Origin of the sequence: Kribbella sp. NPDC048928 (genome assembly GCF_043197975.1) — a bacterium.
GTDB lineage: Bacteria > Actinomycetota > Actinomycetes > Propionibacteriales > Kribbellaceae > Kribbella.
The window spans coordinates 423,885-437,748 of the sequence record NZ_JBICUC010000006.1 but is presented as its reverse complement, the minus strand read 5'-3'; the positions used below and the strand labels follow the sequence as shown (position 1 = coordinate 437,748).

12 protein-coding genes and 1 riboswitch are annotated in these 13,864 nt (G+C 68.0%); of the genes, 9 read left to right on the top strand and 3 right to left on the bottom strand.

Annotated features, from left to right (window positions below; genetic code table 11):
- Positions 1–32 precede the first annotated feature (32 nt).
- From ACGFI6_RS27225 to ACGFI6_RS27215, 3 genes are read left to right on the top strand one after another with little or no spacing between them, the layout of a single operon-like run.
- Positions 33–515: a GNAT family N-acetyltransferase gene (locus ACGFI6_RS27225; protein ID WP_393123324.1), complete on the top strand. Its 483-nt coding sequence runs from the start codon at positions 33–35 to the stop codon at positions 513–515.
- Entirely contained in the window at positions 512–1,360 is an 849-nt protein-coding gene (locus ACGFI6_RS27220) for a 3-methyladenine DNA glycosylase (RefSeq protein WP_393123322.1), read from the top strand. Before ACGFI6_RS27225 ends, ACGFI6_RS27220 begins: the two co-directional genes overlap by 4 nt.
- Positions 1,361–1,369: 9 nt before the next feature.
- Positions 1,370–1,564, top strand: a complete 195-nt coding sequence (locus tag ACGFI6_RS27215; protein WP_393123320.1) for a hypothetical protein — start codon at positions 1,370–1,372, stop codon at positions 1,562–1,564.
- Here the strand turns inward: ACGFI6_RS27215 and ACGFI6_RS27210 are convergent.
- Both ACGFI6_RS27210 and ACGFI6_RS27205 read right to left on the bottom strand, forming a co-directional pair.
- On the bottom strand, positions 1,551–2,177 hold the full coding sequence (locus ACGFI6_RS27210; RefSeq protein WP_393123318.1) for a class I SAM-dependent methyltransferase: 627 nt from the start codon (positions 2,175–2,177) through the stop codon (positions 1,551–1,553). The genes ACGFI6_RS27215 and ACGFI6_RS27210 overlap by 14 nt on opposite strands.
- Positions 2,174–2,989, bottom strand: a complete 816-nt coding sequence (locus ACGFI6_RS27205) for a class I SAM-dependent methyltransferase (RefSeq protein ID WP_393123316.1) — start codon at positions 2,987–2,989, stop codon at positions 2,174–2,176. The genes ACGFI6_RS27210 and ACGFI6_RS27205 overlap by 4 nt, the downstream gene beginning before the upstream one ends.
- Positions 2,990–3,079: 90 nt before the next feature.
- Here ACGFI6_RS27205 and ACGFI6_RS27200 point away from each other — a divergent pair, with 90 nt between their 5' ends.
- The 4 genes from ACGFI6_RS27200 to ACGFI6_RS27185 all read left to right on the top strand — a co-directional run bounded on the left by ACGFI6_RS27200 (position 3,080) and on the right by ACGFI6_RS27185 (position 9,310).
- Positions 3,080–4,345, top strand: a complete 1,266-nt coding sequence (locus ACGFI6_RS27200) for a Fic family protein (RefSeq protein WP_393123314.1) — start codon at positions 3,080–3,082, stop codon at positions 4,343–4,345.
- A 69-nt stretch (positions 4,346–4,414) separates the two neighbouring features.
- Positions 4,415–4,990 carry a DinB family protein gene (locus ACGFI6_RS27195; RefSeq protein ID WP_393123312.1) on the top strand — a complete coding sequence of 192 codons (576 nt, stop codon included), beginning with the start codon at positions 4,415–4,417 and terminating at the stop codon, positions 4,988–4,990.
- Positions 4,991–5,050: 60 nt separating this feature from the next.
- Positions 5,051–5,219, top strand: a riboswitch (cobalamin riboswitch).
- Between the two features lie 228 nt (positions 5,220–5,447).
- A complete protein-coding gene (locus tag ACGFI6_RS27190; protein ID WP_393123310.1) occupies positions 5,448–8,261 on the top strand; it encodes a ribonucleoside-diphosphate reductase subunit alpha in 2,814 nt (937 codons plus the stop codon).
- Positions 8,222–9,310: a ribonucleotide-diphosphate reductase subunit beta gene (locus tag ACGFI6_RS27185; RefSeq protein ID WP_393123695.1), complete on the top strand. Its 1,089-nt coding sequence runs from the start codon at positions 8,222–8,224 to the stop codon at positions 9,308–9,310. The genes ACGFI6_RS27190 and ACGFI6_RS27185 overlap by 40 nt, the downstream gene beginning before the upstream one ends.
- 108 nt (positions 9,311–9,418) lie before the next feature.
- On the opposite strand, the gene ACGFI6_RS27180 is transcribed toward ACGFI6_RS27185, so the two are convergent.
- Positions 9,419–11,038 (bottom strand): extracellular solute-binding protein, encoded by a 1,620-nt coding sequence (locus ACGFI6_RS27180; RefSeq protein WP_393123308.1) that lies wholly within the window; start codon positions 11,036–11,038, stop codon positions 9,419–9,421.
- 107 nt (positions 11,039–11,145) lie between these two features.
- Here ACGFI6_RS27180 and ACGFI6_RS27175 point away from each other — a divergent pair, with 107 nt between their 5' ends.
- Complete coding sequence (locus tag ACGFI6_RS27175; RefSeq protein ID WP_393123306.1) at positions 11,146–12,216, top strand: LacI family DNA-binding transcriptional regulator; 1,071 nt, start codon at positions 11,146–11,148, stop codon at positions 12,214–12,216.
- On the top strand, positions 12,209–13,861 hold the full coding sequence (locus ACGFI6_RS27170; protein ID WP_393123304.1) for an arylsulfatase: 1,653 nt from the start codon (positions 12,209–12,211) through the stop codon (positions 13,859–13,861). The genes ACGFI6_RS27175 and ACGFI6_RS27170 overlap by 8 nt, the downstream gene beginning before the upstream one ends.
- Positions 13,862–13,864 lie beyond the last annotated feature (3 nt).

The following is a 13,864-nucleotide window of genomic DNA, read 5'->3' as shown; positions in this document are numbered from 1 at the left end:
CTACCGTCGGCACGGAATGAGAGAATTGCGCGGTGACTTTCGAGATCCGCTTGGCCGTTGCGCCGGAGTACGAGGCCGTGGGTGAGCTCACTGTGGAGGCGTACCGGCACGACGGTTTCGTCCGGGGTTCGTACGCGACGACGCTGCGCGCGGCCGCGGACCGTGCCGCGCAGGCGGAGCTGTGGATCGCGGCCGACGCGGACGGCCTGCTCGGCACCGTCACGTACTGCCCCGTCGGCTCCGTCTATCGCGAGATCGGGCAGGCCGACGAGGGCGAGTTCCGGATGCTCGGGGTGGCCGGTCGTGCCCGCGGCCTCGGTATCGGTACGGCGCTGACCCGGCGCTGCATCGACCGTACCCGTGAGCTCGGGCACCGGCGGATCGTGATGAGCAGCGCGACGTACATGACAACCGCCCACCGCCTGTACGAACGCCTCGGCTTCACCCGTCTCCCGGAACGCGACTGGGCTCCCATCCCAGGGATCGACCTGTACGCGTTCTCCCTCGAGCTGTGAAGACTCTCGCCCCGTCCGAGTGGACAGCCCGACTCCGCGACCACGAAGCGCGGGTCGAGAACCTGCTCGCCGATCACCTGGCCCGCAAGTCCCGCAACGAACCGCACCCGGTCGAGGACTTCCTGTTCACGTACTACTCCGTCCGCCCCAGCCAGCTTCGCGTCTGGCACCCCGGCCCCGGCATCGGCCTGCTGGAGGCTCCTGCCTACGCCGACCGCCGCGGCTACACAGTGGTCGACGGCGCAGCGACCCTGGCCCCGGCTGAGATCACCCGCCGCTCCGACACCGTCAAGTGGATCCGTGCGTTGCTGTCGTCAACGCTCGACCGGCAACCGCAGTTCGGGTGCTTCGGGCTGCACGAGTGGGCGATGGTCTACCGGACGCCCGAGGTACGCCATGCCGCCTGGCCGCTTCGCTTGGGGGCCGAGGGCACCGATCAGGTGGTCGAGTCGCACCGGATCGGCTGCTCGCACTTCGACGCGTTCCGCTTCTTCACCTCGCCCGCGCGTCCGCTGAACGTCGTGCAGCCGACCCGCGAGTCGCAGCCGGCACTCGAGCAGGGCGGTTGCCTGCACGCCAACATGGATCTCTACAAATGGGCGGGCAAGCTGATGCCGCTCACGCCGAGTTCCCTCGTACTGGACTGTTTCGAGCTGGCCCGCGACGTCCGTACGCTCGACATGCGCGCCTCACCGTACGACCTGGCCGCCCTCGGCTACTCCCCCGTGCGGATCGAGACGCCCGACGGCAAAGCCGAGTACATCGCGGCCCAACGCACGTTCGCCGACCGCGCCCGTCCCCTCCGCCGCCAACTCGTGTCCCTCTGCGACGAACTGCTCGGCTAGGCTCGGTGGATGGGAAAGATTGTCGCCATCGCGTTCGCCGCACTGCTCATTGCGATCGGTGGCGTCTGGACGTTCCAGGGGCTCGGCTACCTCAAGGGCAGCTCGATGACCGGCAGCACCGTGTGGGCCACCGTCGGCCCGATCGTCGCGGCCTTCGGTGTCGCCCTCATCTTCGTGGCGTTCCGCGGCCCTAAGAAGCGCTGACCCGGAGCACTGCCCACTGGTAGTGCATGGCCTGGTCGTCGTCCCAGGTGGTCCAGTCCTCGAGCACACCGTGCTGTTTGAGAACCGCCTGCAGGCCGTCGTCGGAGCGGATGCTGAAGAACCGGCCAGGACCGTAGCCCTTGCCGTCCTTCCAGACATGCTCGCTGGCGGCGACGTCACCCCACAAGCCGATCGCCAAAGGCGCACCGGGCCGCAGCACCCGGACGATCTCCCGCAGGGCCTGGTCGAGGTCCTCGTCGGCCACGTGCAGCAGCGTGCTCATCGTCCAGCCCGCGTCGAACGTGGCATCGGCGAACGGGAGCTCCAGCACCGACGCGACCTCGGCCCGCAGTCCCTGCGCCCGGCAGGCCTCGACGCTCGCCGGCGACAGATCGACCCCGGTGTAGCTGAACCCGGCCGCAGCGATCGCCCCGCCGTCACGGCCCGGACCGCACCCGATCTCCAGAACCGTCTCGCGTCCTTCGGTGTGCAACTGATCGAGATACTGGGTCCGACGGCTGATGCGCGGCTCCGGGAGGTCGCGGTCGACCCGGGCCTGGAGTTCGCCGGTGTAGTAGGCGATCAGGTCCTGCTCGCGCTCCTCGCGGTTCATCGGGTCGCCTTGAGCGCAAAGAACAGCGGGATCCGCGGAGCGTCGTCAGGCAGCCGCCACCAGCCTTCGGGCGTTTGCTGCATGGAGGGCCAGCGAGGCCATGGCAGTACTTCGGACTCGCGCAGGCTGGTGATCTGGAAGCCGGTGCCGGCGAGCGTGGTGACGATCTCGCCGAGGCCGTGCCGCCACTCGTAGCTGGTCTGCCGGCCGGGCACCTCGTCGCCGGTGTAGGTGACCGTGGAGTCGTGCGCGATCGGACCGCGGCCTTCGAGATAGTCGGCGCGCAGGATCAGCTCCTCGGACTCACCAGGAAGCGACACTTCACGCAACGAGTTGAGCAGCGGGTGGAACTCGACGATGTAGAGGGCCCCGCCAGGCTTCAGCAGCTCACGGACCACCCCGGCCCACTGCTGCAGATCAGGCAGGTAGCAGAGCGCGCCCTTGCCCGTGTAGACGATGTCGAACTTCCGTCCGCCGACCGCCTGCACCGCGTCGTACACGTTGGCGTGCAGGTACTCGACGTCGGCTCCGGCCTCGGTGGCGATCCGCTGCGCCGCGTCCAGCGACTTCTCGGACAGGTCGAGCCCGCTGGTCCGCGCACCCCGGCGCGCGAACTCGATCGTCTCCGTCCCGAGATGGCATTGCAGATGCAGGACGTCGCGACCGTCGAGCGGACCCAGATCCGCCCACTCGTAGTCGGCGAACCAGAACTCCGCCGGCCGGTCGTAGAACGCGCTCGCCGCGTGCAGCGGCGCCCGGGCGTCCCAGTCGGCCTCGTTGGCGGTCACCATCTCCTGTGTCTGCGCATCCATAGACAGCAGTTTTCCCACAATCCGGTCCACAACCGCTACGCTTTAATCCACAGGCTTGTTCAAGGTTTGTGGATAAGCTTGAATAAGAACATGGCAAGGGTCGAGTTGCATCGGTGGCCCGGGCATCCGGACGGGTTCACCCGGGCGGAGCGTCTCGGCGGGTCATACGAGCTGTATCTGCCCGACCCCCTGGTCGGGCGGGAGTTCGACCTGTCCGACGACGTGCTCGCGCTGCTCGAGGATGCGGCCGGTGATCTGGCCCGGCTCGATGCGACGGCCGCCGTACTGACGAACAGCGAGGCCCTCGCGCGGCTGCTGCTGCGAGCGGAGGCGGTCGGGTCGTCACACATCGAAGGCCTTGTCGTCGGTGCGCGCCGGCTGCTGAAGGCCGACGTACTGCGGGACCGGATCAGCGACGTGACGGCCGAGGAGGTGCTCGGGGCGGTCGACGCGATGACCTGGGTGACCGAGACGGTGCAGGCCGGCGACAAGCTCGAGGTCGACCATCTGCTCGAGGCCCATCGCCGGTTGATGGCGCAGTCACCGACCCCGGAGTACGGCGGCAAGATCCGCTACCTGCAGAACTGGATCGGCGGCCGCTCCCCTGCCGAGGCGTACTACGTGCCGCCGCCGGCGCAGCTGATCCCGGAACTGCTCGCGGACCTGATGACCTTCGTTCGCGAGTCCGCGCTGCCGGTGCTGGCGAAGACCGCGATCGCCCACGCCCAGTTCGAGACCATCCACCCGTTTGCCGACGGCAACGGCCGGACCGGGCGCGCGCTGATCCACCTGATCCTGCGCGCCGACGGCCTCAGCACCCGTACGGTGCCACCGGTCTCGCTGTCACTCGCCACGCACGCATCGGCCTACATCGAAGCACTGACGGACTTCCGGTACGTCGGACGTGCGACGACCCCGAAGGCGCGCGCCGCCGCGAACCCGTGGCTGCGGATGTTCGCGCTGGCGTGCACGCACGCGACCGCGGAGGCTGCCCGCTTCGAGCAGACCGCGGCAGACCTCAAGGCCGATTGGCGGACGCGCGCCGCACCGGTGCGGGCCGGCTCCGCTGCCGAGCTGCTGATCGAGGCGCTGCCCGCGGCACCGGTCCTGACGCTCGCGGCCGCGGCCCAGCTGATCGACCGCTCGCAGCAGGCCGCCAACCAAGGCCTCGCCAGGCTGGTCGAGGCGGGCGTCCTGCGCGAGGTCACCGACGGGCGGCGCAACCGCATCTACGAGGCGCCGGAGCTGATCGACGCCTTCACGCTGCTCGAGCGCCGGTTCGCCAGCCCGGCCGCGGACACGCGGATCGAGCCGCCTAGCAGACCCGTACCACCAAGGCCAGGACCAACACACTAGGCGGTTTGACTTTTCTGGAGCGATCGAGCAAGAATTCGAACACATGTTCGATCGTACAGGGGAGCCGTGATGGCGTTCGACTGGGACATCCTGCACCGGCCGTCGGCGATGGCGATGGTGCGCGGCCAGCTGGGCTTCAGCTGGATGGTGCTGTCCGGTCGCCTCGGCCAACTGACCGACGAGCAGTACTTCTGGCGTCCGAGCAGCGAGGCCCTGACCGTCGTCAGACGGCACTACGCGGGGCGGTTCCGACCGCTCGGGTCCGGTGAGTGGGTCGCCCAGTGGCCGGACGAGCCCGACCATCGGGGGCCGCGCACGATCGCGTGGCTGATCGCGCATCTGACCGAGACCTTCTTCGAGCGCTGGGAGTGGACGTTCGGGGCGAGCCGGCAAGGCCGCGCGGACATCACGCTGCACGGCAACGCGCGCGACGCGGTCGCTTGGCTGACGTACTGGGTCGAGGCCTGGCAGGACGCGATCGCCGCGCTGGACGAGGAGCAGGCGATGACCGTCGGCCTCAGCCAGGCGAACGAGCTGGACGCGAGCGAACCGTTCGGCCACGTCGTTCTGCGGCTGAACAGGGAGCTCATCCATCACGGTTCGGAGATCATGACGCTCCAGGACCTGCACGCGGCCGCGGCGTGAGGGCCACAAGATGTGCGACACGCAGCGCGGCGCTACCACAAGATGTAGATCGTTCCGCTTAGCATCACTACTGCTGGTGGTTCGGGGCGATCGACAACACAAGATGTTGATCGACCCGAGGCAACAGGGGAATCCGGTGCAAGTCCGGAGCTGCCCCGCAACGGTGAGCGGACGTGCTGTCCTCCGGCGTCCGCGAGTCCGGATACCTGCCACCGGTGCGTGTGCCGCCGGTGCACGCAGTCCGAGATCTCGCGGGTGGGTCGCAGGGCGTGACGGCAGTGTTCCCGGCCGGTGCTGCCGGTCCCGTCGTGCGCCTGCCCGCGTGCTCCCCGACTCCCGAACTCTTGTGGAGAACACACTTGTGACCATTGCTTCCTCAGCATCCTCAGCTTTCCCGGCGTCCTCGGCTCCCCCGGCGTCTTCGGCTTCCTTGGCTTCCTCGGCTTTGGCGGGCTCGGTGGCGGACGGTTCGACAGAGCTCACCGTGATCCGCCGCGACGGCAGTAGTGCGCCGTTCGACGCCGCCAAGATCTCCGTCGCCATGACGAAGGCGTTCCTCGCCGTCGAGGGCGCCGACGCCGGCTCCACGCACCGGGTCCGCGACCTGGTGGCCGACCTGACCGGCCGGGTCGTGGGGGTCCTTACCAGCCGCGGCGACGCCCGCCGCAGCGTGCAGGTCGAGGACATCCAGGACCAGGTCGAGTTGGCGCTGATGCGCGCCGGCGAGCACCAGGTCGCCCGCGCCTACGTGCTGTACCGCGAGGAGCACACGAAGGCCCGCACTCCCGCCGACGCCTCGGGCGTCGCCGTCAAGCCGGCACTTACCGTCCGCGCGGCCGACGGCAGCCGTTCCCCGCTGGACGTCGACCGGCTGCGCGTCGTGGTCGCGGAGGCCGCCACCGGACTCGACGCGGTCGACCCCGAGCTGATCCTGGACGAGACTCTCGGCGCCTGTTACGACGGCATCGCCCAGCACGAGGTCGAGCAAGCGCTCGTGATGGCCGCCCGGTCGTACGTCGAGACAGAGCCGCAGTACAGCTTCGCCGCCGCCCGCCTGCTGCTGGACCAGATCCGCCGGGAGGCGCTCGGACGCGCGCACAGCGAGCCCCGCCAGGCCAGCCAGGCGGACATGACCGAGGCCTACTCCGAGTACTTCACGCGCTACTTCCAGATCGGCATCGAGGCCGGGCAGCTCGACCCAGAGCTCGCCACCTTCGACCTCGACCGGATCGCCGCCGCGATCCGCCCCGAGCGGGACCTGGACTTCACCTTCCTCGGCCTGCAGACGCTGTACGACCGCTACCTGCTGCACCTCGACAAAGTGCGGTACGAGTTGCCGCAGGCGTTCTTCCTGCGGGTCGCGATGGGGATGGCACTGCGCGAGGACGACCGCGAGGCGCGCACGATCCAGTTCTACGAGTTGCTCAGTACGTTCCGGTTCATGTCCTCGACGCCGACGCTGTTCAATGCCGGCACCACCCGCCCACAGCTGTCGTCCTGCTTCCTGACCACGGTCGACGACGACCTCGCCGGCATCTTCACCAGCATCCGTAACAACGCCCTGCTCGCCAAGTACTCCGGCGGCCTCGGCAACGACTGGACCCCGATCCGAGGCATCGGCGCCAAGATCCGCGGCACCAACGGCGAATCCCAAGGCATCGTCCCCTTCCTCAAGGTCGCCAACGACACCGCGGTAGCTGTGAATCAAGGCGGGCGTCGCAAGGGTGCGGTGTGTGCGTATTTGGAGACGTGGCACATCGATGTCGAGGAGTTTCTCGACCTGCGGAAGAACACCGGCGACGAGCGGCGCCGCACGCACGACATGAACACCGCCAACTGGGTGCCGGACCTGTTCCTGCAGCGGGTCGAGGCGGGTGGCGACTGGACGCTGTTCTCACCGGACGAGGTGCCGGACCTGCACGACCTGTACGGCGCCGCCTTCGCCGAGGCGTACGTCGCCTACGAGGCAGCGGCCGATCGCGGCGAGATCCGGGTGCACAAGCGGGTCAAGGCGGTCGACCTTTGGCGGCGGATGCTGACCGTCCTGTTCGAGACCGGGCATCCGTGGATCACCTTCAAGGACGCCTGCAACCTGCGCTCGCCGCAGCAGCACGACGGCGTCGTCCACTCGTCGAACCTGTGCACCGAGATCACGCTCAACACCACCGTCGACGAGACCGCGGTCTGCAACCTCGGATCGGTCAACCTGGTCGCGCACCTGACCGCGGACGGACTCGACACCGACCTGCTCCGGGACACCGTGAAGACTGCGGTCCGGATGCTCGACAACGTCATCGACGTGAACTTCTACACCACCCCGGAGGCAGAGCGCGCGAACCAGCGGCACCGCCCGGTCGGCCTCGGGCTGATGGGCTTCGCGGACGCGCTGTTCAAGCTCCGCATTCCGTACTCGTCCGACGCGGCGGTCGAGTTCGCGGACCGCTCCATGGAGCAGATCAGCTACCACGCCATCGAGGCGTCCACTGACCTCGCGGCCGAGCGCGGCCGGTACTCGTCGTACGACGGATCGCTGTGGAGTCAGGGCGTGCTGCCGATCGACTCGATCGCCAGGCTGCAAGCGGCGCGCAACGGCGACCTGGTCGTCGACGACAGCTCACGCCTGGACTGGGACGCCCTGCGTCAGAAGGTGCTGCGCGACGGGATGCGGAACTCGAACGTGATGGCGATTGCGCCGACCGCGACGATCTCGAACATCTGCGGCGTGAGCCAGTCCATCGAGCCGACCTACAGCAACCTGTTCGTGAAGTCGAACATGTCCGGTGAGTTCACCATCGCCAACCCGTACCTGGTCGCCGATCTGAAGGCCCGCGGGCTGTGGGACCAGGTGATGGTGTCGGACCTGAAGTACCACGACGGTGTGCTGGCCGGCATCGAGCGGATCCCCGCGGACCTTCGCGAGCTGTACGCAACCGCGTTCGAGATCGACCCGCTCTGGCTGGTGAAGGCCGCGTCGCGCCGGCAGAAGTGGATCGACCAGGCGCAGTCGCTCAACCTCTACATGGCGAAGCCGTCCGGCCGCGCGCTCGACGAGCTGTACCGGTCGGCCTGGCGCTATGGCCTCAAGACGACCTACTACCTGCGTTCCCAGTCAGCAACCCATGTCGAGAAGTCCACGCTGAAAGGCACCGACGGCCGCCTGAACGCCGTATCGGCAACCATGCCCGAACCGACGCTGCCCGAACCAACGCTGCCTGAACCCATCGGAGCGGTCTGCTCCATCGACGATCCCGACTGCGAGGCCTGCCAGTGACCACCGGACTGAACGAGCTCACCGGCGGCGCGGGCCGGGTCGAGGTCGCCGACAAGGCGATGATCAACTCCCGCGCGGACGTCAACCAGCTGCTGCCGCTGAAGTACACCTGGGCCTGGGAGAAGTACCTTGCCGCCTGCAACAACCACTGGATGCCGACCGAGGTGTCGATGCAGGCCGACATCTCCCTGTGGAAGTCGCCGGGCGGCCTGACCGACGACGAGCGGCTGATGCTCAAGCGCAACCTCGGGTTCTTCGCCACCGCGGAGTCCCTGGTCGCGAACAACATCGTCCTCGCGGTCTACCGCCAGCTCACCAACCCCGAGTGCCGGCAGTACCTGCTCCGCCAGGCGTTCGAGGAGGCCGTGCACACGCACACCTTCCAGTACATCTGCACCTCGCTCGGGCTCGACGAGGGCGAGCTGTTCAACATGTACCGCGAGGTCCCGTCGATCTCCGACAAGGACGCCTGGGCACTGAAGTACACCCAGCACCTCGAGGACCCGGAGTTCCGGACCGGCACGCCCGAGACCGACACCGCCTTCCTGCGCGACCTGATCGCGTTCTACGTGGTCTTCGAGGGGATGTGGTTCTACACCGGGTTCGCGCAGATCCTGTCGCTCGGCCGGCGGAACAAGATGGTCGGCATCGCCGAGCAGTACCAGTACATCCTGCGAGACGAGTCGATCCACCTGAACTTCGGCATCGACTGCATCAACCAGATCAAGCACGAGAACCCGCACCTGTGGACAGCTGCGTTCAAGGCCGAGGTCCGGCAGATGCTGACCGAGGCGTGCGAGCTCGAGGTCGCGTACGGCCGCGCCACCCTGCCGAACGGCATGCTCGGCCTGACCGCGGACCTCTGCGAGCAGTACATGCACTTCGTCACGGACCGCAGAGCGGAACAAATCGGCCTGAATCCGATCTTCGGTGAAACGCTGAACCCCTTCGGATGGATGTCAGAGGTGATGGACCTGAAGAAGGAGAAGAACTTCTTCGAGACCCGCGTCATCGAATACCAGTCCTCGACCGGCCTGAGCTGGGACTGACCCCGGCGGCTGCGTCTGAGAGCCAGGACCGCCACAGACAGGGAGGCCCGCGGCGCAACTCGCCGCCCCGCGGGCCTCCCGCCGCCCCGACGGCCTGCCGCCAGACGCTTAGCGGGGGCCGGCCTTGTCGAGTGCTTCCTGGTACTCGTCGCGGATCTTGCCGCCACCTTTCTTCTTCCACTCGGCGACCGCCGAGTCCCACTTGTTCACCGGCTGGCGCCCTTGCAGGATGTCGTTCACCAGGTCGCCGAGTCCGATCTGGGCGCCGCTGCGGATGTCGGTCTCCGAGTACAGCCCGCGGGTCGGATCCTGCAACGCCCCCGGAACGAGCCTGCTCTGCGCCTCGAACGCATCCCTCGTCACCTGCGGACGACCCGGCTGATAGATCATCCAGGGCCCTTCGGCGAGGTACTTCATGCTGAGCTGCGTCTCGCTGCGACCTTTGGCGGTGAGCTGCGGGTCGGTCCCCTGGAGCCTGTGGTCGACGCCTTTGACGCCGAAGTACTTGAACAGGTACTCCTCGGTCCCGAACGGTGCCGCGAGGTAGTTCAGCACCGAGAGCAGCGCCTCGACCCGCTCGGCGGCTCGCACATTGATCGACGTCATGCTGTACGTCGGACTCCCCAGCCAGATCGGCGCGCGGCCACCGTCCAGCGCCGGAGGTGACCACGTCAGGAGGCGGAAACTCTCCGGGACCGGATAGAGGTAGAACCCGGGCCACCCGCTGAAGGTGTCGTCGACCAGCCAGATAGCGTCGTTGGCCATCCAGGTCTTCCATGTCGTCGTGGGCGCACCGAAGGAGTCCGGGTGAACGACTCCACTCTGGACCAGCTTGCGGGCGGCGTTCAACGCGTCCTTCTGGTGCTCGTGCTCCAGCGTGCTCACCAGTTTGCCGTCCTGCACGGACCAGCTGTTCGGAATGCCGAAGGCCTGCTGGATCCACGTGAGCGGGACGCGGCCGAGCGCCCACACGTTGGACGCAGGTGCGGTGAGTTGCCGGCACAGCGAGGCGAAGTCGTCGAGCGATTTCGGTTCCGCGGTGAGCTTCTCGCGTTCGAGCAGGTCCCGGCGCCCGTACAGCGTCGTGCTGCTCTGGGCGCCGCGCGGCACCGGAACGCCGAAGATCTTCCCTCCGAAGGTGGTGAGCTTCCAGCTCTCGGTCGGCAGATTCGCCAGCAGGGGGTACTTCGCGATCGCGTCACCGGACAGGTGCGGGGTGAGGTCGACTGCCTTCTTGTCCAGCATGCTCGGCAGTGACGGCACCGATCCGGTGAACATCGCGAACAGGTCGGGCAGCTTGTCGCCCGCAACGGCGGTCTGGAACCGCTGCGAGAAGTCCGCGCTCGGTACGAGTTCGACCTGGAGGTCGAAGCCCAGACGCCGATTCAGCTGCCGCCAGTAGACATTGTTCCGCAGTGCGGGTGGGACGGGCGTGTTCGTCATCGCGAGCGCACTCACCGGACGTCCGTCGCCAGGTGCGCCGGTGGTCGCCTTCGGCGGGTTCGCCGGGTAGGCGAGCGTCCCGTCGTCCACGCCGTCCTTGCCGATCAGGTCGGGCCGAAATCCCTTGTAACGAAGGTACTTCGGCAGCGCGACGCCGGCGTTGAGATCACCCGCGGGCCCGCCTCGCCCCTTGTTGCTGCAAGCGCCCAACGAGGTTCCGGCGGCGGCCGCCGCGGCGATCGTCAGGCCGGCCCGCATCAGGTCCCGGCGGCTGAGTCCGTGCATTACCCACTCCTTTGTTCGCCGTGACCCGGGAACGAAAGTGTACGTTCACTCTGACTGCCGAGCAGCCTAAGTGTACGTTCACTCTGTTCGCAAGTAGGGTGGTCCGCATGGCATCGAAGTCGACCTCCAACCGCCCGACGATGCGTCAGGTCGCGGCACTGGCAGGTGTCTCGCAGCAGACCGTCTCGCGCTACCTGCGGCACGAAGGCGGCCTGCGTGACGTCACGGTCGTCGCGATCGAGGCGGCCATCGCCGAGCTGGACTACCACCCCGATCTGGCGGCCCGATCCATGCGTACCCGCCGTTCCGACACGCTCGCGGTGGTGCTGCCCGGCCTGCTCCGCGGCACGGTCCATCAGCGCGAACTGACGGCTGCGTGCGCGGCTGCACACGATGCGGGATACCGGACCGAGATCGTGCTTTCCGGCGGTGGTCCCGGCCCCCGGAGCGACCATCTGCGGCAACTGCTCGCCAGCGGACGGGTCGACGGTGCACTCTCCCTGGCCCCGATCGAGGGGACGTCCGACCGGCGGATCGTCGCCTCGGCCGATCTCGACGACGACATGCGCAACATCGGAGCGCTCGCCGACGGCTCCACCGCCGGCGAGATCGTCGAGCACCTGGCAGGTCTCGGCCACCGGAACTTCCTGCACATCGCGGGCGAGAAGGCGTTCGCCTCGGCGCAGAACCGTGCGCGCGCCTACAGCGAAGCCATTGAAAGGATGGGGCTCGTCTCGCACGGGATCGTCGGACATTCCTGGGCGGCCGACGCCGGCTACCGCGCCGTCGTCGAGCTTCCGGACGACTCGGCCGTCACCGCCGTCATCGCATCGCACGACGCTTCGGCGGCAGGTGCGGTTCGGGCCGCCTTCGAGCGCGGCTGGGGTGTGCCGGAGCGGCTCAGCGTCTTCGGCTGGGGCAACCAACCGACGAGCCAGTACCTGATTCCCGCACTCTCGACCGTTGCGGTCGACCGCGAGGAGCGCGGACGCCATGCCATGCAGCAACTGATCGCCGCGATTCGCGAACTGCCGCCGCCTGAGGCCAGGCAGACACCATTGAACACACTGCTCATTCGAGAGTCCACCGCCGCACCCGGCGCATCGGCCATTACGCGACCTGCGGGTGAGTCGGCAACTGTCGTACCGGAAACGGCCGAGGCAGGTGCCGATGTCTGAGCGACCTGTGGGCGACCCGCCGAATGTCGTACTGATCCTCGCCGACGATCTCGGCTACTCCGATCTGGCTTGTTACGGATCGAAGATTCGGACGCCGCACCTGGACGCCTTGGCCGGCGCCGGGGTGCGGATGACGCAGTTCTACAACACGGCACGGTGCTCCCCGGCGCGAGCATCGCTGCTGACCGGCCTGCACCCCCACCAGACCGGCATCGGCGTCCTGACCAACGACGACGGGCCGAGCGGGTACCGCGGCCACCTCAACGATCGGTGCGTGACGATCGCGGAGCTACTGCAGACGGCCGGCTATCAAACCGTCGCCCGGGGCAAGTGGCACCTGACCGGCCGGATGTCGGAACCGAACGACGCCTGGCCGACCCGGCGTGGGTTCGACACGTACTACGGCACACTTGGTGGAGCGGGCAGCTACTACGACCCGGTCACTCTGACCCGCGACGAGGAGCATGCCGTTGCCGGAGACAACTTCTACTTGACGTCCCGGCTCGGCGAGGAGGCGGTCGAGTTCCTCACTGCCCGCCAGGGTGATCCGCGCCCGTTCTTCCTGTACCTGCCGTTCACAGCCCCACACTGGCCACTGCACGCCCCTGCGGACGTTGCCGACCGCTACCGTGGTGTGTTCGACGACGGCTGGGACACACTGCGGCAGCAGCAGTACGAACGACTCGTCGAGCTCGGCATCATCAACGGTGACTGGGCGCCGGCTCCGCGCCCCGACGACGTCCCGGCCTGGGAACAGGTCGACGACCGCGCTTGGCAGGCTCGGCGCATGGAGGTGTACGCCGCACAGGTCGAGCTGATGGACGCCGCGATCGGCCGGGTCGTCGACGCCCTGCGGGACAGCGGTCAGCTCGAGAACACCCTGATCATGTTCCTGTCCGACAACGGCGGCTGCGCCGAGGAGTTCCAGCCTGCCTGGGCGGACGAGCTGGCAGCGCGTCCTTACAACCTTCCACTCCGTACACCGGCAGGCGAGCGCGTGCGGCAAGGCAACAGCGCGTCGATCGATCCGGGGGGACCGGAATCCTTCGCCTCGTACGGGAAACCGTGGGCGGGTGTGTCCAACACCCCGTTCCGCGAGTACAAGCACTGGGTGCACGAGGGAGGCATCGCGACCCCGTTCATCGCCCATTGGCCGGCCGGTGGGCTGACTCAGCGGATCGTCCACGAGCCCTGCCAACTGCCTGACGTGATGGCAACCGTGCTCGCCGTCACGGGCATCGAGTACCCCGTCGGCCCGACCACCACGCGGCAAGGTTTCGTACGCGATGTCCTGCCGCTGGAGGGCCGGTCGATGGTCGGTACCTGGCGTGGGGCGGATGCCGACGGCGAGCGCGACCTCTACTTCGAGCACGAGGGGAACTGCGCGGTACGGCGTGGCCGCTGGAAGCTCGTACGGAAGTACGCCCAGGACTGGGAGCTGTACGACCTGGACGCCGACCGGACCGAGACCTCGGACCTGGCCGCAGCCCATCCGGACCGGGTCGGTGCACTGGCCGCGGCCTGGCAGTCCTGGGCGGATCGCTGTGGAGTCAAACCGCGCGCGGACGTGCTCGCTGCGAATCGCGGAACGACTCGGCGAGCAACGGTCCCGAACCACTCGGTCCCGAACGGCTCGGCCGAGTAGGGC